At 61.0% G+C, this 20,336-nt stretch carries 17 protein-coding genes; 2 read left to right on the top strand and 15 right to left on the bottom strand.

Going from position 1 to position 20,336, the window contains the following annotated elements:
- Positions 1–43: 43 nt before the first annotated feature.
- From AB4N43_RS16750 to hflK (AB4N43_RS16720), 7 genes are all read right to left on the bottom strand, one after another.
- A complete protein-coding gene (locus tag AB4N43_RS16750; RefSeq protein ID WP_027926246.1) occupies positions 44–832 on the bottom strand; it encodes an HvfC/BufC N-terminal domain-containing protein in 789 nt (262 codons plus the stop codon).
- Entirely contained in the window at positions 823–1,668 is an 846-nt protein-coding gene (gene bufB / locus AB4N43_RS16745; RefSeq protein ID WP_027926245.1) for an MNIO family bufferin maturase, read from the bottom strand. Before bufB ends, AB4N43_RS16750 begins: the two co-directional genes overlap by 10 nt.
- 68 nt (positions 1,669–1,736) lie before the next feature.
- Positions 1,737–1,991 carry a BufA2 family periplasmic bufferin-type metallophore gene (bufA2, locus tag AB4N43_RS16740; RefSeq protein ID WP_027926244.1) on the bottom strand — a complete coding sequence of 85 codons (255 nt, stop codon included), beginning with the start codon at positions 1,989–1,991 and terminating at the stop codon, positions 1,737–1,739.
- A gap of 118 nt (positions 1,992–2,109) precedes the next feature.
- A complete protein-coding gene (locus AB4N43_RS16735; RefSeq protein ID WP_027926243.1) occupies positions 2,110–4,020 on the bottom strand; it encodes a cation-translocating P-type ATPase in 1,911 nt (636 codons plus the stop codon).
- Positions 4,017–5,075: a protease modulator HflK gene (gene hflK, locus AB4N43_RS16730; protein WP_460151734.1), complete on the bottom strand. Its 1,059-nt coding sequence runs from the start codon at positions 5,073–5,075 to the stop codon at positions 4,017–4,019. Before hflK (AB4N43_RS16730) ends, AB4N43_RS16735 begins: the two co-directional genes overlap by 4 nt.
- Complete coding sequence (gene hflC, locus AB4N43_RS16725) at positions 5,072–6,118, bottom strand: protease modulator HflC (protein ID WP_059181912.1); 1,047 nt, start codon at positions 6,116–6,118, stop codon at positions 5,072–5,074. Before hflC ends, hflK (AB4N43_RS16730) begins: the two co-directional genes overlap by 4 nt.
- Positions 6,115–8,073 (bottom strand): protease modulator HflK, encoded by a 1,959-nt coding sequence (gene hflK, locus AB4N43_RS16720; protein ID WP_460154215.1) that lies wholly within the window; start codon positions 8,071–8,073, stop codon positions 6,115–6,117. The genes hflC and hflK (AB4N43_RS16720) overlap by 4 nt, the downstream gene beginning before the upstream one ends.
- Before the next feature lie 216 nt (positions 8,074–8,289).
- Between hflK (AB4N43_RS16720) and lpdA the strand changes: the two genes are divergently transcribed.
- Positions 8,290–9,690, top strand: coding sequence for a dihydrolipoyl dehydrogenase (lpdA, locus tag AB4N43_RS16715; RefSeq protein WP_027926239.1), 1,401 nt, complete (start codon positions 8,290–8,292; stop codon positions 9,688–9,690).
- A gap of 120 nt (positions 9,691–9,810) precedes the next feature.
- Here lpdA and AB4N43_RS16710 read toward each other — a convergent pair whose 3' ends face one another.
- A complete protein-coding gene (locus AB4N43_RS16710; protein WP_027926238.1) occupies positions 9,811–10,284 on the bottom strand; it encodes an Lrp/AsnC family transcriptional regulator in 474 nt (157 codons plus the stop codon).
- Between the two features lie 145 nt (positions 10,285–10,429).
- Between AB4N43_RS16710 and AB4N43_RS16705 the strand changes: the two genes are divergently transcribed.
- Entirely contained in the window at positions 10,430–11,059 is a 630-nt protein-coding gene (locus tag AB4N43_RS16705) for a LysE family translocator (protein WP_194940510.1), read from the top strand.
- A gap of 3 nt (positions 11,060–11,062) precedes the next feature.
- On the opposite strand, the gene AB4N43_RS16700 is transcribed toward AB4N43_RS16705, so the two are convergent.
- From AB4N43_RS16700 to AB4N43_RS16670, 7 genes are all read right to left on the bottom strand, one after another.
- On the bottom strand, positions 11,063–13,180 hold the full coding sequence (locus tag AB4N43_RS16700; RefSeq protein WP_460151733.1) for a hypothetical protein: 2,118 nt from the start codon (positions 13,178–13,180) through the stop codon (positions 11,063–11,065).
- Positions 13,167–14,363 (bottom strand): DUF3142 domain-containing protein, encoded by a 1,197-nt coding sequence (locus AB4N43_RS16695; protein WP_460151732.1) that lies wholly within the window; start codon positions 14,361–14,363, stop codon positions 13,167–13,169. Before AB4N43_RS16695 ends, AB4N43_RS16700 begins: the two co-directional genes overlap by 14 nt.
- A 63-nt stretch (positions 14,364–14,426) precedes the next feature.
- Positions 14,427–15,263: a class I SAM-dependent methyltransferase gene (locus AB4N43_RS16690; RefSeq protein WP_460151731.1), complete on the bottom strand. Its 837-nt coding sequence runs from the start codon at positions 15,261–15,263 to the stop codon at positions 14,427–14,429.
- Positions 15,257–16,414 carry an acyltransferase family protein gene (locus tag AB4N43_RS16685; RefSeq protein ID WP_059181907.1) on the bottom strand — a complete coding sequence of 386 codons (1,158 nt, stop codon included), beginning with the start codon at positions 16,412–16,414 and terminating at the stop codon, positions 15,257–15,259. Before AB4N43_RS16685 ends, AB4N43_RS16690 begins: the two co-directional genes overlap by 7 nt.
- Complete coding sequence (locus tag AB4N43_RS16680) at positions 16,411–17,304, bottom strand: class I SAM-dependent methyltransferase (RefSeq protein ID WP_460151730.1); 894 nt, start codon at positions 17,302–17,304, stop codon at positions 16,411–16,413. The genes AB4N43_RS16685 and AB4N43_RS16680 overlap by 4 nt, the downstream gene beginning before the upstream one ends.
- Positions 17,301–18,596: a glycosyltransferase gene (locus tag AB4N43_RS16675; RefSeq protein ID WP_410921150.1), complete on the bottom strand. Its 1,296-nt coding sequence runs from the start codon at positions 18,594–18,596 to the stop codon at positions 17,301–17,303. The genes AB4N43_RS16680 and AB4N43_RS16675 overlap by 4 nt, the downstream gene beginning before the upstream one ends.
- A complete protein-coding gene (locus tag AB4N43_RS16670; RefSeq protein WP_460151729.1) occupies positions 18,590–20,155 on the bottom strand; it encodes a glycosyltransferase in 1,566 nt (521 codons plus the stop codon). Before AB4N43_RS16670 ends, AB4N43_RS16675 begins: the two co-directional genes overlap by 7 nt.
- Positions 20,156–20,336: the final 181 nt, after the last annotated feature.

Genomic DNA, 20,336 nt, shown 5'->3' with positions numbered 1-20,336 from the left:
CCATCCTGGAAAATTAGCTGGCTATCGAATTAATAGCCGACTTCTATGATTTGCCACGCTGCAACCAACCGTCGTGAATCCACTGCTTGAGCCATGTCACAGCTTGAAGTGGTGCGCCCTCTCCATAGATGACTGTCAATTCGGAGCACAGTTCAGCAAAATTCCATCCCTGTTCAAACAGTCCTTTTAGAGCGTTGGCCTCTTCAGGTTCCAGGCTTCGATAGTGGCAAACCAGATCATTTCGACAGATCACCACAACGCTGGGAGCGTCGAGTCCCGTACTGCCAGGGAACTGCGTTTCATCCTTGGCTGATCGCCAAAGCGCCACACTGTTGAAAGCACACTCAAGCCATTGCAGCGAAGGACTTGGGCTGACTCGCAGCGTCGGCCAGTCGTGCGGTGCCAGCTCCGCCATGTCCTGCATCGTCAACGGCGTTCCCGGTGGCGCATCGAATGCCAGCGTGAAAGCCCACTCCAGAGCGGCGAGTTCGGCCAGTGGTGCACTTTGCTCTTGCACCAAGTGCTGGCGAATAAACGCTTTGAAGCCTTCGCCGAACCAGCGAAGGCTGTAGTGAGCCGAGGGATTTTGACGGATGTACGTGGTGGCGAGCCGTTCGAACTCGTCGTCACCTAGCCAGTTAAGGACTGCGGGATAGTCGCCGCGCAGCACTTCCTGCAGCCGGGCTTGGTAAGCGTTGTGATAAATCGCCAGCCCCGTGCAGACATCCAGCGTCGGGCCACCCATCAGGCTTGAGCCCAGCGCCAAGTCAGCTACCGAAGACTCTCCCGACAGGTAACGCTCAAAGGACTGTTGCCATTCGTTCAGGCGCATTTGTGCCTCCGGGCCAGCACGCTCTCGCCCAGCTCCCGGGCTTTTTGCAGTTCAGTGAGCAGTTCTGCAAACGGCGGAAAATGGTCATCGCGCTCCAGCAGCGTAGCAACAGGACCGAGGTAATCGAGGGTTCGTTGGTAAAGCGCCCAGACCGGATCGCTGACGGGATGGTCATGGGTGTCGATGACGTAATCGCCGTAATCGCTATGGCCGGCCAGGTGGAGCTGGCGAATCCTGTTCGCCGGCAAACCTTGAATGAAGGTCCACGGATCGAAGCCATGATTGCGTGAGCTGACATAGACATTGTTGACGTCCAGCAACAGCTCGCAATCGCTCAGCTGACTCAAGGCGCGAAGAAATTCCCACTCGCTGAAATCATCGCCGGCACTGCGCACATAGCTGGAGACGTTCTCCAATACCAAGGGGCGCTGCAAAACGTTTTGCACCTGGCGCACTCGACCTGCCACGTAATACAGGCTTTCTTCGGTGTACGGTAATGGCAACAAATCATGCAACTGATGGGCGTTGCCACGGCTCCAGCACAAGTGATCGGAAATCCACGCCGGTTTGACGCGATCAGCCAGCCGTTTGAGCTGTTGCAGATAGCCCGGATCGAGAGCATGCGGCCCGCCAATGGACAGCGACACACCATGCATCACCAGCGGATAACGCTCGGCGATGGCATCAAGGTAGTAGAGGGCTTTGCCGCCCTGCACCATGAAGTTTTCGGAGACAACTTCGAACCAGTCCACGGCCGGCGACTGATCAAGAATCTGTTGGTAGTAGGCACTGCGCAAACCCAGGCCATAACCCAGACAAGGAAGGGATGCAGACATTTGCGGACTCCTCGCAAAAAAAGCCGCAGTGGCCATGGGTAGCCACTGCGGCGCCAAGCGGCGGTCGGTTATTCGCCGACCTTGCCGCCCGCTTTCATGCATTCGGCCTGAGTCATCGCCTTGAAGCCGTGCCCTTTGCAGACGCCCTGACCCTTGCAGGCGTTTTCTGCGGTTTTGCAATCGTTCATGCCTTTGCAGGAAGTCACGCCGTAGCAGTGAACCTGAGCCGCGTCGGCGGCTTGGGCCTGCGTGGCAACACCGGCAAACAAGGTTGCAGCGGCGAAGGCGAGAGCGGCACCAGCGGTAGCGGATTTGAAGTTCATTTTTGTATCCTCGGTGATCGTCAGGGTTGTCGGCTGGAACGTTGTTCAGTCCCGACACAGCACTAGAGAGCGCGGCCCCAACGGCGTTACAGAGGCATGCAAAAAAAATTCAGATCGTTCAACTCTCGTCTTTGAGCTTGAGCAAAGGCTCCTGAAAGCGCAGCAAACGCCCAGCGTTGCCCAGTACCAGCAACGTGCTCAAGTTATGCAGCAACGCCGCAATCATCGCGCCCGCCGCACCGAGCCAGCCAAAAGCAGCGAAGGCCACAATCGCCAGGGTCCAGCCCAAACCGATGATCACATTGACCTGTAAGGTCTGGCGACATTGGCGACTCAGACGCACACAGGTGCCGAGCCGACGCAGATCGCTGCCGATCAATACAATGTCAGCCGAGGCCAGCGCAATGTCCGCCCCACCCGCGCCCATGGCCACACCGACGACACCGGCCTTGAGCGCCAGGGAGTCGTTGATCCCGTCCCCGACCACCATCGGCCGAAAGCCGCTGCCGATTTCCTTGAGCACGCGATTAAGCTTGTCCTCCGGCAACGCCTGCGCCTCGACATCGCTGATGCCGACATCGCGGGCCAGCGTATGCGCGACGCTCTGCCGATCCCCGGTGAGCAGCAACTGCCGACCCAGGCCCAGTTCTCGCAACTCATTCAGGGCAAATCGCGCCTCGGGTTTGACACTGTCGGCCAGTAACAGCCAGGCGAGAAATTCACCTTTAAGCGCCAGCCCGGCAATCGGACCGTCGTGCTCAGGAACCGCCGACGTGGCAATGCCCAATTGCGCGAACAACTCCGGACGACCGAGGGCGGCCTCACCCTGTTCAGTCATCGCTACCACGCCCAATCCCTGGCGCTCATGGATGTCCGACAGCAACAGGAAATGCTCCTGCGTGACCAGCCCGGCGAGCGCACGACTGACCGGATGACTGCTGGCGGATCCGAGGCTGGCGGCCAGTTTCAGAACATGACTGCGGTCTTCCAGCGGACTGTCGATCGACTGCAGGCGCAGGGTGCCGAACGTCAGCGTACCCGTCTTATCGACCACAAGCGAAGTGAGGTCCGCCAGCTCTTCAAGGAACGCCGAACTGCGAATCAGAATGCCGTGCCGCGCCGCCACCGCCACCCCGGCAATGGCCGTTGCCGGTGCCGACAACACCAGTGCACAGGGACACGCCGCAACCAGCACCGCGAGCATTGCCTGAGCGTCATTGGTGACAAACCACGTCACTGCCGCCAGCAGTAGAACCAACACCATGTAGCTGCCAGCGTAACGCTCCAACAAACGAGTAATCGGCGGCTTGGAACGCTCGGCGCTTTGCATCAGCGCGATGACTTTACCCAGGGTCGACTCGTTGCCGGTGCGGGTCACTTCAATGCGCAGCAGCCCATCGAGGTTGATCGCACCGCCGAACACCGGCATGCCCACGGCGGCTTCCATCGGCACCGATTCCCCGGTAATCGAAGCGGTATCGAGGCTCGCCTGACCGGACAACACCCGACCGTCCGCCGGTACGCGATCACCGGCCCGCACCTCGACCAGATCGCCGGCCTTGAGGGTGCTGTTGTCGACTTCGAGGATCGAACCATCCAACTGCACCTTGCGCGCATGGCTGCGGGTCAGTTTGCCAAGCGCATGAATCGCCTCCTGAGAACCGATCACGCTACGCTCTTCCAGCACGTGGCCGAAGATCATGATGATCGGCAACAACGCGGCGGTCAGTAGATCACCCGTGGCCCAGGCACCCAGCATGGCGAGTGCGATCAACTGGTCGGTGATCCCGTGCAAGCTTGGGTAACGCAGGCTGTACCACGCCGAACGCATGACCGGCACGGCCACCAACAGCGAAGCAAAGCCAAGCAGCAATTGACTGACGCCGGTCTGTTCCGGTGACAGCCAGCGCCAGATCAGACCGAGCCCGAGCAAGCCCAGTGCGAGCATGGCCAGCGTCAGTTGGCGAGCGGCGCTGCGTTGTTCGGCCGAGGACAACATGCTCGGTGCAGCGGCGGATTGCGCGGTCATTGTGCAGCTCCCTGAATGATCAGGCGGGAATCGTCTTTCGGATCAACCGTGGTCACGGAACCGGCCTGACCAAGAATTTTCGGCATCCGTTCGCGGTAAGTACGCAGCAGCATTTGCGGGTCGGTGCCCTGCTGTTGAGCCGTGGCCAGGCTCAGGACGGTGGCGGTGTCGGCAGACGCTTTTGCCAGTCGTTCGCTGGCTTGTGCATGGGCCACTTGCAACGTTCGATCCGCTTGTTCGTTAGCGGCCTGGGTTGCCTTCTCGGCTTCGGTACGTGCGTTCGCCACGGCTTTGTCGGCTTGTTGACTCGCGGTCAGTACCGCGTTGAAGGCGTTAACCGCAGGGCCGGGCAAACTCGATTGCACGTCGACTCGGGCGACTTCGATGCCCAAGCCCTGCCCTGTTGCCCTCAGTTCGGCCAACCGCTGATTGATGCCCTGCACCAGATCACCGCGCAGACGTTCACGGCGTTCGGCAGCCTGATTGTCGGCGCCGATCAGCTCCGGACGCGCCACCAAAATGGTGTCCAGATCTCGCGCGGCGGTCAGGGCCACGGCACTGCGGGTGACCAACCGATCCAGCGCGGGCAGCACATGTTCACCTTGCAGCACGAACGCATAGGGCTCGGTGACTTTGTAGAACACCCGCACATCGAGTTGCACCACGCCGGCATCACCCGTCAGCAAATAGCCGGACCCGGCGAGTGCATCACTGAGCGGTGTGGCGAACGTGGCCACGCGATCAGCCTGCAAGGCGACATCACTGCGCAACAGGTTTTCCACCCGGCGTTCTATGACCCGATCAGCGGCGGGCAGTAAAACCACCTGCTCAAACGGTCGCGGCCACGCCAGTAATAAACCGGCATTCTGAATGCGATCCAGCGCCCCGAAATGCAGAACCACTGCGCGATTCTGTGGATCAATCTGCCGCACATTGGAGAACGCCCAAGCCAATGCAGCCAGAACCGTTACGGCATACAGCGCCAGAAAAGCCAGGCGTCCGGCCTGAATCCAGGGACTGCTTAACTCATGTGTTCCACGTGGAACTAAACTCATGGCTGCGACCCGGACTTGTTTTCGAGGGTCTGCGGGCCGTCAACCAACACCCGGAACGGCGCGGCATCGGTGCGCAATATCAGTTTGGTGCCCGGCGAAACAATGGTGCCCAAGGTGTCGAGGGAGCGCAGCAAGTTGTAGAGCTGCGGAGATCCGGCGTACGCACGGCCGTAAATCTGTGCTGCTTCGACCCGCGATTGAGCTTCGATGTCAGCCGCCTTTACCGTTGCATCGGCCTGCACAATTCGCGCATCCCGCTCGGCAGCGGACCGGATTTGCGCAGCTTCACGCTTGCCGATTGCGGTGCGTTCGGTCGCAATTGTTTCACGCTCGGCGCGCATGCGATCAACCGTGGCAGTGAGCGTTACCGACGGCAGGGTCAAACGTTCGATGCCGACTTGCAGCACGCGCACGCCATAAGTGGTGAGCAATTGCTGATCGATCTGCTGCCGCAGTTGCGCCTCAAAGTCGGCAATGTGCACTTGATTCGCATCGGTATTAACCAGGTTTGCCAAGTCAAAACTGCTGGCCGTGGTTTCCAGCGCGGAGCCGACAAACGTGCGGATCTGCCGTGCCGCTTCATCCGGCTGGTTTTGCACGGCGCGCATGAAGCGTTGCACGTTGTCTGGATCGCCCTGCACCTGCCACGCCACGTAGGCCTGAACGATGATGCGCAAACCGTCGCGGGTGCCGACATCCTGCAAACCACTGGAAGTGGTCCGTAGCCGCAAGTCGACAGGAATGGCCGCTTCAAACGGTGCCGGCCAGCGCCAGCCAAGACCCGGCTCCAGCAATACTCGCGATGGATTGCCGAAGCGCGTGATCACGGTGGCCTCCCCCGAGCGCACCTGGACCAGGCTGGCGGCAGCGATGGCAAACGCCACGAGCAACGCCGCCCAGCCCATGCGCCGCCATGGGAACGGGCCGGCTTCTTGTGGATCGCCGTGGTGGTGATGGTGGTGCCCGTGGTGATGCCCATGTCCGCCATGGCCGTGATCGTGGCCGGCGTGGTCATCGTGATCGTGTGTGTGCGACTGGCTCAATGGGTAGCTCCTGGCTGGGCGCTCGTACGCGGCGACGCAGGATCAGCCGGCAGCGTGAATGTACGGAGGTCGATGGTCGGCGCATTACTGCTGCCACCCAGACGATGATCAAGAATCAGCAGCTTGGCGTTGGCCAGGCCCTGGCTCAGTTGGCTGAGGTATTGTTCGAGCACAAAGGCTTGGCCGGCGCTGGCGTAAGCTTTCCGTTCGGCGTTGAATTTCAGGTCTGCCGCCTGGGCCGTGGCGTTGATTTCATGCGCGCTGGCGGTCGCTTGGTCGCGGGCAATGCTGGCCTGCAGTTGCGCCTGGTTGGACGCCTCCGCAGCCGCACCGCGTTCCCGCGAGATCAAGGCTTGCGCGCCAATCTGCGCAGCCTGCACACCGTGATAGGCATTGGCGGCGCCGGCCGGTGGGTGAATCGCCTCGACCACGGTGGCGAGAATTTCCACACCGCTATTGAGTTTCCGCAAGTCAGCCTGCACTGCCCGGCCGATCTCTTCAGCGAGCCCTAACCTGTCCTCGCCGAGCAAACCGTCGAGGGTTCGCGAGGCGAAGTCATGCACCAGAATCCGGCTGGCGGTACTGCGAATCAGCGTTGGCACGTCCGCGCTGTTGTAGGTGGCCGCCAGCGCCGCTTGATCGGTCAGGCCGATGCGATAGACAAAACGCACGTCCATGTTGACGATCTGGAAGCTCTGTTTGTCGGCGCGACTGCTGGCGATGACCTGGGATTTATCGTTCACGTGGCTGGCGTCCCATAGCCGATTGGCAATCGCCGGCGCCGGGCCTTCGGCAGGCTCGGGCACGACCGGTGTCGACGCTTCGCCAACACTGGTAGCCAACTCGTGAACTACGCCATTTTCAATACTCAGCACGCGCCCCAACGGCCACGGCAAACCAGCGTGCAAGCCAGGTCCAAACACCTCCACCGGTTTGCCGAAACGCTCGTAGATGCCCCGCCCTTGCAACGGTATTTCGTGAATACCGGTAAGTGACCAGCCGACAAAGGCAATCACCGCCAGCACCGGCAAAAACGCCCGGCGCATGTAAGTGAAGGCCCAGATCTGCCGCAAGTCGATGCCAAAACGGTTGTGCAGTTCGTGTTGCAACGCAAGCAGCGGTTGCGGCGGCCAGCGCAGCATGTCGGCGACAAAACTGCGCGCCAGCAACGTCGGTTCCAGTTGTTCACGCTTCGGGCTGAACAGCGACAACACCGCACGCAGTAGCAACTCGACCGCGACCAGCCCCGGCAGCAAACCGATCAGCACCGCCAATCGCACCGGCCATACCGAGGTTTCACTGGCGAACAACAGACACAACGCGCCGATCACCAGGCAAATGATTGCCACCCGCGTCAATTGCGCCAACGGCCCGGCTTCGGGCCATTGAGCGATGTTTTCCTGGGCCAGTTGCCGCTCGACCACCAGCAGACCAAACGCCAGCAGCAATGCCAGCGCCGCGCCGACGCTGGCCGATAACCCCAGCGCGGCGGGCGGTAATGCGAGGTTCCAGAACTGACTGATGCTGAACAACGTCAACAGCGCCCAACCGCCGAGCCAGAGCGTTGGCGCGCCGATCTGGCCAAGCATTCTCATCGAGCCCTGACTGAGTCGCTCCAGCAGCCGCTCATACCACCCTTGCGGTGCAACGGCTTCTTCGACCACGACCACGGACAGCGGCGGGTCCATCGCCTGCGTTCGCCACCGGGTCACCCACCAGGCGGATTGCAGACCGGCGACCAGCACCAGTAAAGCGGCGCTCTGACTCACCAACAACGCGCCCCACAATGACTGCGGCGCAAACAACCCGACAAACAACGCCAGCACCAGCCCGGCCGCTGCCAAAGCACTCAGGCCAATGGCGAACTGGCGCAATCGCCGCCCCTGAAAGAGCGCCTGCTGAAAGCGCGGCAGCCCTGCTACCTGCGCGCCATCGACTTCGAGATCGACTTGCATACCACCCCAGTGCTTATTCAATGCGGACATCGCGTTTCGTTACGATATAACGAAAACGGTGAAATTTTTGTATTAAATCCTGCTATCTAAAGGCGCTGAACCTGTCTCTTGGCTGAAGCCTTGACCGAAACTGCGACAAACGCTCATATTACGCTCGTAATTTTTATCAACTACTATTTTTAACCAGCCCGATCCCTTCACTTCAGGAGTACATCCATGAGCAGCTACGACGTCGTGATTCTGGGCGGTGGCCCCGGTGGTTATAACGCCGCGATTCGTGCCGGCCAGCTAGGCTTGAAAGCGGCCTGCGTCGAAGGTCGCGCGACCCTGGGCGGCACTTGCCTGAACGTCGGCTGCATGCCGTCCAAGGCGCTGTTGCACGCTTCCGAACTCTACGACGCAGCCATGGGCGCGGAATTCGCCAACCTGGGCATCGACGTAAAACCAACCCTCAACCTCGCCCAGATGATGAAACAAAAGGATGAAAGCGTTACCGGGCTGACCAAGGGCATCGAGTTTCTGTTTCGCAAAAACAAAGTCGACTGGATCAAGGGCTGGGGCCACATCGACGGGCCGGGCAAAGTCACGGTCACCGACAGTGCCGGCGGCAAGACCGAGCTGAGCGCCAAGGACATCATCATCGCCACCGGCTCCGAGCCCACTCCCCTGCCGGGCGTCGACATCGATAACCAACGCATTCTCGATTCCACCGGGGCGCTGTCGCTCGCCGAGGTGCCCAAACACCTGGTGGTGATCGGTGCCGGCGTCATTGGCCTGGAACTGGGCTCCGTGTGGCGGCGCCTGGGTGCTCAAGTCACGGTAGTCGAATTTCTCGATCGCATCTGCCCGGGGGTGGACATTGAGGCAGGCAAAACCCTGCAGCGCTCGCTGAGTAAACAGGGCATCACCTTCAAGTTGAGTTCGAAAGTCACCAGCGCCACGTCAACGGCGAGCGGTGTTCAGCTCAGCATTGAACCGGCGGCCGGCGGCACCGCCGAGTGGCTGGAGGCCGATTACGTGCTGGTGTCGATCGGGCGCCGGCCGTACACCCAAGGCCTGGGTCTGGAAAACGTCGGCCTCGTCACGGACAAGCGCGGCATGCTCGCCAACAAGGGTCACCGCACCGAAGCGCCTGGCGTGTGGGTAATCGGTGACGTCACGTCCGGGCCGATGCTCGCCCACAAGGCCGAAGACGAAGCCATGGCCTGCGTGGAACAGATTGTCGGCAAGGCCGGCGAAGTGAATTACAACCTGATTCCCAGCGTGGTCTACACCAAACCGGAGCTGGCCAGCGTCGGCAAGACCGAAGAGCAGCTCAAGGCCGAAGGTCGCGCGTACAAGGTCGGTAAATTCCCGTTCACTGCCAACAGCCGGGCCAAGATCAACCACGAAACCGAAGGCTTCGCCAAAGTGCTGGCCGATGAACGCACGGACGAAATTCTCGGCGTGCATCTCGTAGGCCCGAGCGTCAGTGAAATGATTGGCGAGTATTGCGTGGCGATGGAATTCAGCGCCTCGGCCGAGGACATTGCGCTGACGTGCCATCCACACCCGACACGGTCGGAGGCGTTGCGTCAGGCGGCGATGAATGTGGAGGGGATGGCGACGCAGATGTAAGGCTGTAGGTTTTCGTTATCCGGTCTACCGCTGTCGCGAGCAGGCTCACTCCTACAGTTGATTTGTGGCGTTCACAAAACCGTGTAAAAGTGAGCCTGCTCGCGATGGGGGCGATGCGGTCTAAAGCGGAAGATGCCCCAACGGCAACGCCCCGGGCGTCTTCACCGTGTGAATCGCAAAGTTACTGCGGATATCGCTCACACCCGGCAACTTCAGCAGCCTCTCGGTGAGAAAGCGGTCATACCCACGCAAATCCGGCACCACCACCTGCAGTAAAAAATCCGATTCGCCAGACACCAGAAACGCCGAAATCACTTCCGGCAACGCCGTTACCGCCACACGGAACGCTTCGGCTTGCTCGTCGTTGTGACGCTCGACCTTGACCCCGACAAACACCGTCAGCCCTAGCCCCACTTCATCGCGATCCAGATTCGCCTGATAGCCGCGAATCACCCCGGCCTCTTCCAGCATCCGCACTCGACGCAAACAGGGCGAGGCAGACAAACCGATTTCGTCAGCCAACTGCACATTGCTCAGTCGACCGTCCCGTTGCAGGGCCGCGAGGATCTTGCGGTCGTAGGCGTCCAGTTTCATGGTTCGGCAGATCCTGATGGTTCAATCATGTTAAAGCAGCAGGTTATGCCAATTTTCCATGCTTTAGAAGCTGACTTCGCAACCACCTGCCCTGTCCTTGCGTCCTAGACTGGCCCTACCGAATCGACAACGAAAGGGGCGCAACATGGCAGGACTCTGGCTGTTTTTCATGGCATTGGCGGTGGTGTATTTGTTGCCTGGGCCGGACATGATCCTGCTGTTGCAAACCGGCGCCCGTCAGGGAAAAGGAGCGGCATTGGCGACGGCGGTGGGCTTGGGGATTGCCCGTGGCTGCCATGTGGCGTTGGCCGCGTTGGGGTTGGCGGCATTGTTCAAAGCGGCGCCCTGGACGTTCGATGTGGTACGTCTGGCCGGGGCCGCGTATCTGCTGTGGATGGGTATTCAATGTCTGCGGACGACGATGCTGCCGAACCTGAACGGCACCGAAACGACGGCAGTAAAACCGCGCTGGTCGGCGTCGATTCAGCGCGGCCTGCTCACCAATTTGCTCAACCCCAAGGCGTTGCTGTTCTGTTCGGTGCTGCTGCCACAGTTCATCGATCCACACACCGGTTCAGTCCTCAGGCAATTCGCGATCCTGGGCATGGTGCTGGTCAGTGTCGGCTTCCTCTTCGACAGCGCCTACGCATTGGTCGGCGCGGCACTGGGCCGTTGGCTGCAACGCAGTCCTTCGGCCCAGCGACTCCAGCAATGGCTGTTTGGCAGCCTGTTGATCGGTTTCGCAGTGCGGCTGACCTTTGTGCAACAAGCGTAAGCCTTACCGCGTCCGACGACGGCGACGGTTGATCAACAGCAATGCCACCGCCGTCACGCCGAAGACACCGCCGATCTGCAGCGGCCACTTGTAGGGCCGCAGTATGGAACGCGTTGCGTCAGTGGCCTGGGTTACATATCGCTTGCTGGCGTTTTCGAAGTCGGGATAAGGGCACTGGTGACCAAAATCCACCGCCCAATCCACATAAGGTCCTTCTTTTACATAGCGCTGGTACAGCGCACTTTGCTCTTCAAGGCTGCTGTTCCAGCCCGCCGCCGCGCACAGCACCGCCGCAAACGCCTGGCTGGTGTGCGGCAAGTTATCAGCGGCGCGACTGGCCAATGCCGTGGCCACGAACCGATAGTGATAGCGCTCGTCAGGTTTGGCGGCACTGGCTTGCTGGCGCCGGACTTCACCTTCAGCCACTAACGGTCCGACCTTCAGCTCAGTGTTTTCGAGGCTGTAATTGCCGCCAAACGTGGCGTAGTCCGGGGCCATCTCGTAACCGAGAATGTCCATGCCCCACTCGCGCGCCGTCCAGGCGGCATTGAACAGGGCGGCGGCGCGTTTGGTCGGCCACCATGCTGCATCAGCCAATTGACGCTGTTGCGCATACAACCGGGCTTTCTTCTGCAGATCAGGATTGTCGAAGTACACCAGCGCTTCGTCGTAACGCTCTTCGCGCAACAACCGACGGCCGAGCAGATTTCGCAGTTTCGCCGCCACCGGCAGTGGCACGTAGTTGTCACGGTCCTGCTGGGTCAACGGCGGTGGCTTGGGCACCTGAGTGTCGACGTAATGCTTGAGTTCATCGACGGTCAGCACCCGTTCGGCCACCGTCGCGGCATCGAACCAGTAGAGGCTTTGGCTGCGATACAACTGATCGAACGCTTGCAGATAATCCCCGCGTTGCAGCGCCAGAATTGCGCTTTCGCCTTCGACCCGACACTTGGGCTGAAGCGTTTCGTAATCGTAGTCCGGCGTGCGACGCTCACCCCACGATTCATTCTGCGGGAACGCTTGAGCCGCCTTCGCATACGCCGCAGCCGCCGCGGTTCTATCGCCATCGCGCAACGCCAGTTTCGCCCGCAACCACCACGCCAGGCCGCCGTCACCGGCGTGTTCCAGGAAGGCCTTGGCGCTCGCGTAATCGCCTTGTTGATAATTCATCGCGGCCAGTCGATCCGCGTTATCCAGGCTGCCGCGGGTGCTGCTTTGCAGCAGTTTGATCAGTTTCAATTCGTTGGGTGGTTGATCACCAAATGACCAGCCCAGGCGGCTGATCAACGACGCGGTGACCAGTTGTTGTACCGGTTTACCTTTGAGCAACGCGGTCAATTGATCGTCAGGCATCGCCAGCAGATCGGCCATCAGCAGCTTCAATGAGGTGTAACCCACCGCCGAGCCGTGCAGGTTTTGCGTGGCGTAGAGTTCGATGGCGCTGTCCCAGTCGCCAGCGGTACGGGCCACCCGAGCTTCTTCGCCGAGGCTGGCGACACCCAGTTCCAGCGGATCGCTGAAGCCATCGATACTCAGCTGACGGGTTTGCTCGAACGCCTTGCGCGACTGCGCCAGCCGATCGGGTGATGCGTCCACCTCGGCGCTCATGGCAAACAGCGTCCGGCCCAGCGAATACGCGGCCCAGGTGCTGCGCAAGGCGCGTTGATCGGCCGGCAGCGCCAGCACTTTTTCGAAGTATTCGGCAGCCAAACGATGATCGCCCGCACTGAATGCCGCAGCGCCCGCCAGATACAGCTTGAGCTCGGCCGGCAGGCTCGCACCTTGTTCTTCGACCTGATGCGCCTGCGGCAGGCTGCGCAATTGTTTCACCAGCGCTTGCTGTTCCGCCGTCAGCCCGGTCTGCTCAGCGGTGTCCCGCTGCGCTGCGTAATCCGTCGCCTCCATACTGTAGGGCGACTGCGCGACATTCTTGAGCCCCGCGATCGCATGCCCGAGTCGATTGACTTCAAACTGGAAGTTGCCTTCCGGCAGCTCCGCCAATGACTGGCTGCGGTTATCCAGCAGGCGCATCGGGAAGTCCGGCCCGCAGGCCAGCGCCGAACCCAGCGGCAGGCTAAGGCTCAGGCAGAGCAGATGGCGGGGCCAGTTACGGGGAAACATTCGAACCTCCTTGATCAATTTTTGTGCAGCGTGCCCAACCGATTGCACGCTGCCCACCGGCGGCTATTCGGCCGTCGTTAAGGCGGGTGAAGGTAAGCAGATCGGGGCTTTGTTGCAACGCGTAACCGGCCAGCGCATCGGCGCCGTCACAGTCCTGCACGGCCAGGGTCACGCGTTCGGGCCACGGGCGGTCGAGGTTGCCCTGGTTGCTGACGCTGATGTCATAGAGACCGTCTTGCGCACTAAGTTTCACACTCAAGCGGCTGTCGAGTGCGTCACCGCGTGCCACCGCAGCCAGGGTTGTCAAACTCCAGGCCCGACGGTCGCCCGCCAGCGGCAGGCGAAACCAGATCAGGCCGGCCAGATGAGCCGGCGGATCGGCGCGTAAATCCATGGCGAGTGTGCGCAGTTGCAATGGATCAGCCAGCAGTTCACGGCGCTCGCCGCCACGTCCCACCGGCACTTCGCTTTCCACCACCGGCGCACCACTGGCGCCGGACAATAAGGCCACGCCGTAGGCCGGGAGTGCCAGATAGAAAGGCTTCGTCGTGACGCGCCCCCAGCCCTTGGCCCACTTTCGTGCCTGATCCGGGTCGAACAACCCGCGCCGAGGATCGCTCACCGCATGCACCTGCAACACGCTGCTGTCGACGGTCGATAACAGCGCCGGCAGTTCGGGGCTGTCCAGCCAGGCCGGCAGCGCCGTGATGCTCAGCGGTAATGTGGTCGGCAAAACCGTACGCAGGTGCGTCAGAAATGCTCGATAGGCCGCTAGCCGGGCATTCCCCGCATCATGGTCAATTTCCACACCAGACAGCGTCAGCCCCTGGCCTTGCCAGTCGCTGAGCAGCTGTTGGATTTGCGCAGTGACCTCATCCTGGTCCAACGACTGGAGCTGACCATCCAGGCGAATCACCGCGATCAGCGGCCGATCATCGCGTTTAAGCAACGCCGCATCGACCCGTGCACGACGCCAGCCGTCCTTGGGAAACGCCTGTAAGGCCAACACCCGTAACGTCGAAAAGTCCCCCCGACTGTCGCGCAGGGCCGCGTCATGGGCGGGCGTCCATTGCCGTTGCCAGACGTAGAGTTGTTGATCGAGCGGCGGCACGTCGTGTTGCTCGCAGCCGTTGAGCAGCATCAGCACCGTCAGCCAGACGATCAAACGCGGGGAAAACACCATTGAAACCCTTGAGCCAAAACCGACCTTTGTAGCAGCTGCCGTAGGCTGCGGCTACCTGGGTGTCTACACCATCGGCTTGCGGGCGATGATCACCTGACTTTTCGCCACGACCGCGTCCAGCGCCTGTTTGATCTGTGCGCCGCGAGGGGACGCCAGCACCGCTTGCCAAGTGTCGGCCCAGTGGTTGAGCAACGGGTGGTCGGCATTGCTGAAGTCGACCTTGGCTTCCCAAAACAGCAACATCCACATCGACCAGTAAAACCCGTACTGGCTGTGGCTGAGCACTTCCAGGCCGGCATCGCTGACCATCGCCTTGAACTGCTCTTCGCTGATGATGCGAATGTGGTTGGGCTTCTGGAAATACTCCGGCGCGGCGATGTCCTTTTGCAGGTCTTCGGAGCTCGGGTGCGGAACGCTGAGCAAATACAGCGCCCCCGGCTTGCCGACCCGCACCAGTTCGGCGAGGAACTGCGCAGGATCGTCCACATGCTCGATGACTTCGGTGGACACCACACGGGTAGCGGTGGCGTCGGCAATCGGCAGCGGATTGCAGTCGGTGACATGACATTCAACATCGCGCGCCGGGGTATCGCCGAGGCGCTGGCGGGTGGCTTCGACCTTGGCCGCGTCGATGTCGGCGATGATGATCTTCGCCCCGCGCATGCCGCAGAAATGCACGTTGCCGCCGTCACCACAGCCCACGTCCAGCAGCGTGTCTTCGGCGCTCACCGGGAACCCGGTGAACAGCTCGCCGGTTTGCTGATTGAACCAGCCACTGAGCATCGCATCGTGCAGGCCGAGCATGTACGGGTCGACTTTCTCGACTTTCTCGACCTTGTCTGCCGCAGGCGTCGCGGGAGCGGGCGTGCCCGCCGTGAGTTTCTTCAAAAGGCTCAGCATGAGGTAGCTCCAGAGGATGGGACGGCTGTTCGGGACGTGCTCAGGCGTTTGACCAGCGAGGCGCCGCGGTTGCGCATGGGCATTTCGATGTAGCGGTAGTTGAGTTCACTCAGCAGCACGATCAGGCCGCCCGCCATCAGCAACGTCAGGACCGGATGGCCCGCCGGGCTGGGCAGCCCGGCAGCCTGTAAGCGGAACGTGAATTCACGCACCAGCAAGTAGGCCGGGATGTGGATCAGGTAAATCCCGTAAGACCGGCTGCCGACCCACGTCATGACATTTTTCAGCAGGCCTCGAGGCAGCAGATAATCACGGTTGTAAGACGCGACCCAAACCAGCACCGCGCACAACACGGCAATCACGCCGATGCGGTATTGGGTAAAGGTAAAGCGATCAGTCGCCATGAAACTGAGCGCCAGCGACAGCACGATCAACGCCAATACGCCAGCCCAGGGGCGACGCAGAAACGTCGGTTCCCAGCGCCGGTACGAAGGCTGCGCACTCCACATCGCCAACAACACGCCGAGGGCCAGCGCATCGGTGCGAACCACCATCAGGATCGGTGTGCGCAACGTGAAAATCTGCACCGCGACCAACGCCAGCAACGCCCAGACCAGATGCTTGCGGCAGACCAGGATCAGCAGCGGAAACAGCAGGTAGAACTGCTCTTCCAGCGACAGGCTCCAGTACACAAAACTGGTGCCGTATTCGTAGTGATAGAAGCTGTCGGCGAAGCGGAAGTTGGCGTATTGCGCCACACCGGCCAGCGTCGCCTGCACGTTGGCGTGCAGCGTACCGAACGCACCGGAGCGGTTGAGAAAGAGGCACGCCAGCAACATCAGCGCCAGCCACAACCAGGCCGACGGCAACAATCGAAAGGCTCGGCGCAGCCAGAAATTACGCGTCTGCTGCCAGTACTCCTGACGGGTGCTGCACCCTTGCAACGCCGGGATCAAACTGCGCGCGATGACAAATCCCGAGATCGCGAAAAACAGATCGACGCCCCACCACGGCTGACCGAACGCGGTAATGGTTTGCAGCAACGGCACCGAGGCTGCAAAAAGGCTGTCTTGCAGGTGATGAAACAGCACGCCAAGTACCGCGATACCGCGCAACAACTCGATGTCCATGATCCGTTTGTCATTACTCATGCCGTCCTCCTGGACGCTGCATCGGCATTCACCGGTTTGCGCGCAATGATCACCTGGCTCTTGGGCATGAACTGATCGAGCATCTGCTTGATCGCCAAGCCGTCGGGTTGCGCCAGCAAGTCTTGCCAGGTTTTCGCCCAGCTTTCCATCAGCGGCGGGTACGGCGCCTGAATGCGGTCACGCACCGCGCCGCCCAGATCCCGACCGGCAGCCCGCTCGCTGGCCCAGAAGAAGATCATGCCCATCACCCAGAAAAACCCGGTGGCCTGACGATGCTCGATCACCAGCCCCGCGTCCTCCACCAGTGCGGCAAAGCGTTCCGGGGTAAAAATGTGTACGTGATTGGGCGATTGGAAGTAATTCGCCGGGGCGATGCCCTTTTGCAAATGTTCGCCCACCGGTGCCGGAACGCTGAGCAGGTACAACGCACCAGGTCGGCCCATGCGCACCAACTCGGCCATGAACGGCTCCGGTTGATCGATATGCTCCAGCACTTCCATGCACACCACTTTGCTCGCGCAACCGTCCGCCAGCGGCAATGGCAGGCTGTTGCTGACCAGACCGAGATTGGCTTTATCCGATTGCGTCTCCACTTGCCGGGCCAGGTCGCGGACCTTGTCATGTTCGCTGTCGGTGAAGATCACCGACGCGCCTTGGCGCACCGCAAACAAGGTGGCGACCCCTTCGCCACAGCCGACGTCCAGCAAGGTGTCGTCGGCGGTAATGGCAAACCCCTTGAGCAGTTCGCCACTGTCACCTGAAAACCAGCCGTCATGCATCGCATCATGCAAACCGACTTCTCTTGGCGACACACGGGTGGGCTCAACCGGCAACGGCGCGGGTTCTGGCTTCGCTTCAGGAAAGAAACGTCTGACCAATGCGCGGATCATGCCTCGGGGGTTTCCACGGCGCGGGTTTCGAACAGCCGGGCAAAAAAGGCCTTCAGGCGCTGCTCGGCAGTGGCCTGGCTGCAGAATGCCTTGAGGCTGGCCACGGCGTGCGCGGACATCTGCGCATAACGTTCAGGGTCGTTCCTGGCGACGTCGTAGCTTGTCCGGTATGCGCGGCACAACGACGACCAGTTGGTGACGTATCGCAATGTCCGGAATGCCCGGCGCGGATCATGCGGCCAGGCGGTCAGTTCGTCCGTGGACTCGATGAGGAACGCATTGTCGACATCCAGGTAATCGATCATCGCCGTGGTCCGTGGCGCCACCGCCGGTTTTCCACAGGACATGAACTCCATCAGCGGCAGGCACTGGCCCTCGCCGTAGGACGTGTTGACTGCGTAACTGGTCGCCTGCACCAGACGCTCATAATCCGCATCCGCGAGGTAGCCATAAATCAGCACGATGCGGCAGCGATAGGACTGGTTTTTGTACAAGTGGTGAAGGATGTCGGTCAGCGCGGCTTCGGCATCGTGGTGGGTCAGTTTGAGCACCAGTGTCGCGTCATCCACTTCGCGGAACGTCACGCAAAAAGCACTGAGCATGTCTTCCCAGTTCTTGCGCCCGTCGCCGGGATTGAACACCGAGGTGTAGATCACGCCGTCCAGAACCAACTCGTGTTCACGTGGCGGGGCCTCGAAGTCGATGCCTACGCCTTCGCGCGATGACGCAGGCCCGAAGGCTCGCAAGTCGAGTTCGCGGCTGTCGGCCAGCAGCCCTTTGATCTTCAATCGCACCTGGCTGGCCAAGGGCTGACGCTGCAATTGCGCGCCGCGCTCGGCAAACCGGTCCCACACCGGAGCCGGCACCGCGACGATCGGATAGTCGGCGCCCATCGCCTCGCGCACTGCCGTCACGGTGTAGCTGGAATGCGTAATCGCCGCACCTGCTGCCCGCAGCACCGTGCGCCAGTCATTGAGCGGGTCACCGGCAAAGGGCTCGTTGGGGATGGTGCTGAACTCCCACGCGAACACCGGCAGCGTCGGGCAAGCAAGATTGACCGGCGTGCGATGAGGGGGCGAAAACGACAGAAACACACAGTCTTCGCCTCGGGACAGACACTCCCGGTACAAGGCATCAACTTCAGTCTGCGGGTCGCGGACTTCCACCACGCGCCCCAGCCTTTCCAGCACGGGCCGGTACTCCTTGAGCACGAAGTAGTAGCTGTATTCCGAACGGCCCAGGTTCTGGGCGATGGTGTGCTGGTTGGTTTCCGAATGAATGATGATCAGCATGCGGCGTTATCCGTTGCGGTCGCTGCCGGCGAGCCCTGTGGCGCAAGCCCGAAAAAGTCCGCCAGGCGCTTTTGCACCGGGGCGAAAGCGCAATAGTCGTGCATACGCTCGACGGCGGCTTGGGACATGCGCTGATAGTCCTGCGGTTGCGCCTTGGCCATCCGGTAGCTGTTTTCGTAGGCTGTTTTAAGCGAACCCCAGTCCGGTCGATAACGCAGGGTGCGGTAGATGATCCGGGTGTCCTGCGGCCAGATGGTCAGTTCTTCGCTGGACTTGACCACAAAGGCCACGCGCTCATCGATGTAATCTTCCATGGCCGTGTGATCCGGAGCGATCACCGGTTTGCCGCTGGCCATGAATTCCATCAGCGGCAGGCACAGCCCTTCGCAGCGCGAGGCATTGACGTAGAAACTGGCCGCTGCGTAAAGCCGGGCGTATTGCGGATCGTCCAGGTAACCGTGCATCACCACCACCCGACAGGCGAATGGCGAGAGTTGCGCGAGCAAGGTCATCAGCTCGTCGTAGTAAGACGACAGGTCGCTTTGGGTAATCTTCAGCACCAGCGTGGCGTCAGACGTTTCACGAAAGGCCCAGCAGAATGCGGTGATCAAGTGATGCCAGTTCTTGCGCCCGTCACGCGGGTTGAACACGGTGACGTAGATCACGCCATCGACCCGGGTTTCTACCAAAGAGGTGGTGTCTGGCCAATTGCGCGGTTCAGGTTCTGGCACAGCAATTGTCAGCGGGCCGGCGATGGCTGGCAGGTATTCGGCCACTCGAGCATGCGCTGCATCGGAGAGCAAATCGCGGATGCCTTCCCAGTACCACTGGCTGAGATAGTGCGTGCGAGGCAATGGAACCGGCAGCGTTTTGCCCATGTCTCGGCGCCACATGTGCACGTAATGCCGGGCAATGACCAAGCGGCGTTTCAGTGTCAGTGGCGGCGGCTTCAACGCTTCCAGCGCCGCGAGTTCCTCGGCCGTGGGCGGCGACGGAATCAGCGCATCGGCGCTGAGCCCGAGGGTACGCGAATCGAAAATGCAGCCCTTGATGTCCAGCGTCGAACCGGTGTTCACCGGGACGCTGGTGTGCTGGCTGCGAATGGCCGCAAAGTTTTCCCACAACGGCGTCGGCAACACCAGCACCGGGAAGTCCTCACCCATGGACCGACGAATCGCCCGGGCGGTATGAGTGGATAGCGTGATCACCCGGCCCTGACGCGCGAGCATTTGCGTCCAGTCCTGACGCGGGTCGTTGTCCCACTGCTCATCGGGAATCGAATCAAACTCCCAGGCCACCACGCAAATCGTCGGGCACTCAAGGTCGTTCGGGGTTTTCTGTGGCGGCGTAAAAGACAGGAACAGACTGTCCTCGCCAGCGGCCAGCAGTTGTTTGTAGAGGGGATCGACCTCGGCGGTGGAGGACACCACGTGCACGCGCCCAAGGCTTTCGAGCACCGGGCGATACGCCTTGAGCACGAAGTAGTAGCTGTATTCGGGACGACCGAGGCTCTGACTGATCGAGCTGTCGTTGACGTCCGAGTAAAGAATGAAATTCATGGCATCCCACGATGAAACCGCCATCCCGGCAGCCCCACTCTATGACGGCAAAGCCAACAGAGCGCCGGTGTTTGCCGGTCGTCGTCCATCGTCTTTTTGCTCGTCTACGTTCTTGTTTTAATGGTCAGTCTCGTGGGGTCCGGGAGCAACCCGCACGAACACTGGATAATCGTGACGAGGG

The sequence above is a fragment of the Pseudomonas sp. S2_B07 genome, from assembly GCF_054668435.1.
This window is presented reverse-complemented; position numbering and strand designations above follow the sequence as displayed.

Bases quoted from the DNA above. Each gene is read 5' to 3' on its own strand.
- hflK (WP_460151734.1), bottom strand. From the start codon at position 5,075: ATGAGTTTAGTTCCACGTGGAACACATGAGTTAAGCAGTCCCTGGATT.
- AB4N43_RS16675 (WP_410921150.1), bottom strand. From the start codon at position 18,596: ATGCTGATCATCATTCATTCGGAAACCAACCAGCACACCATCGCCCAG.
- AB4N43_RS16735 (WP_027926243.1), bottom strand. From the start codon at position 4,020: ATGACCGCGCAATCCGCCGCTGCACCGAGCATGTTGTCCTCGGCCGAA.
- AB4N43_RS16680 (WP_460151730.1), bottom strand. From the start codon at position 17,304: ATGATCCGCGCATTGGTCAGACGTTTCTTTCCTGAAGCGAAGCCAGAA.
- AB4N43_RS16685 (WP_059181907.1), bottom strand. From the start codon at position 16,414: ATGAGTAATGACAAACGGATCATGGACATCGAGTTGTTGCGCGGTATC.
- bufB (WP_027926245.1), bottom strand. From the start codon at position 1,668: ATGTCTGCATCCCTTCCTTGTCTGGGTTATGGCCTGGGTTTGCGCAGT.
- AB4N43_RS16750 (WP_027926246.1), bottom strand. From the start codon at position 832: ATGCGCCTGAACGAATGGCAACAGTCCTTTGAGCGTTACCTGTCGGGA.
- AB4N43_RS16710 (WP_027926238.1), bottom strand. From the start codon at position 10,284: ATGAAACTGGACGCCTACGACCGCAAGATCCTCGCGGCCCTGCAACGG.
- lpdA (WP_027926239.1), top strand. From the start codon at position 8,290: ATGAGCAGCTACGACGTCGTGATTCTGGGCGGTGGCCCCGGTGGTTAT.
- AB4N43_RS16700 (WP_460151733.1), bottom strand. From the start codon at position 13,180: ATGTTTCCCCGTAACTGGCCCCGCCATCTGCTCTGCCTGAGCCTTAGC.
- hflK (WP_460154215.1), bottom strand. From the start codon at position 8,073: ATGCAAGTCGATCTCGAAGTCGATGGCGCGCAGGTAGCAGGGCTGCCG.
- AB4N43_RS16695 (WP_460151732.1), bottom strand. From the start codon at position 14,363: ATGGTGTTTTCCCCGCGTTTGATCGTCTGGCTGACGGTGCTGATGCTG.
- bufA2 (WP_027926244.1), bottom strand. From the start codon at position 1,991: ATGAACTTCAAATCCGCTACCGCTGGTGCCGCTCTCGCCTTCGCCGCT.
- AB4N43_RS16690 (WP_460151731.1), bottom strand. From the start codon at position 15,263: ATGCTGAGCCTTTTGAAGAAACTCACGGCGGGCACGCCCGCTCCCGCG.
- AB4N43_RS16670 (WP_460151729.1), bottom strand. From the start codon at position 20,155: ATGAATTTCATTCTTTACTCGGACGTCAACGACAGCTCGATCAGTCAG.
- AB4N43_RS16705 (WP_194940510.1), top strand. From the start codon at position 10,430: ATGGCAGGACTCTGGCTGTTTTTCATGGCATTGGCGGTGGTGTATTTG.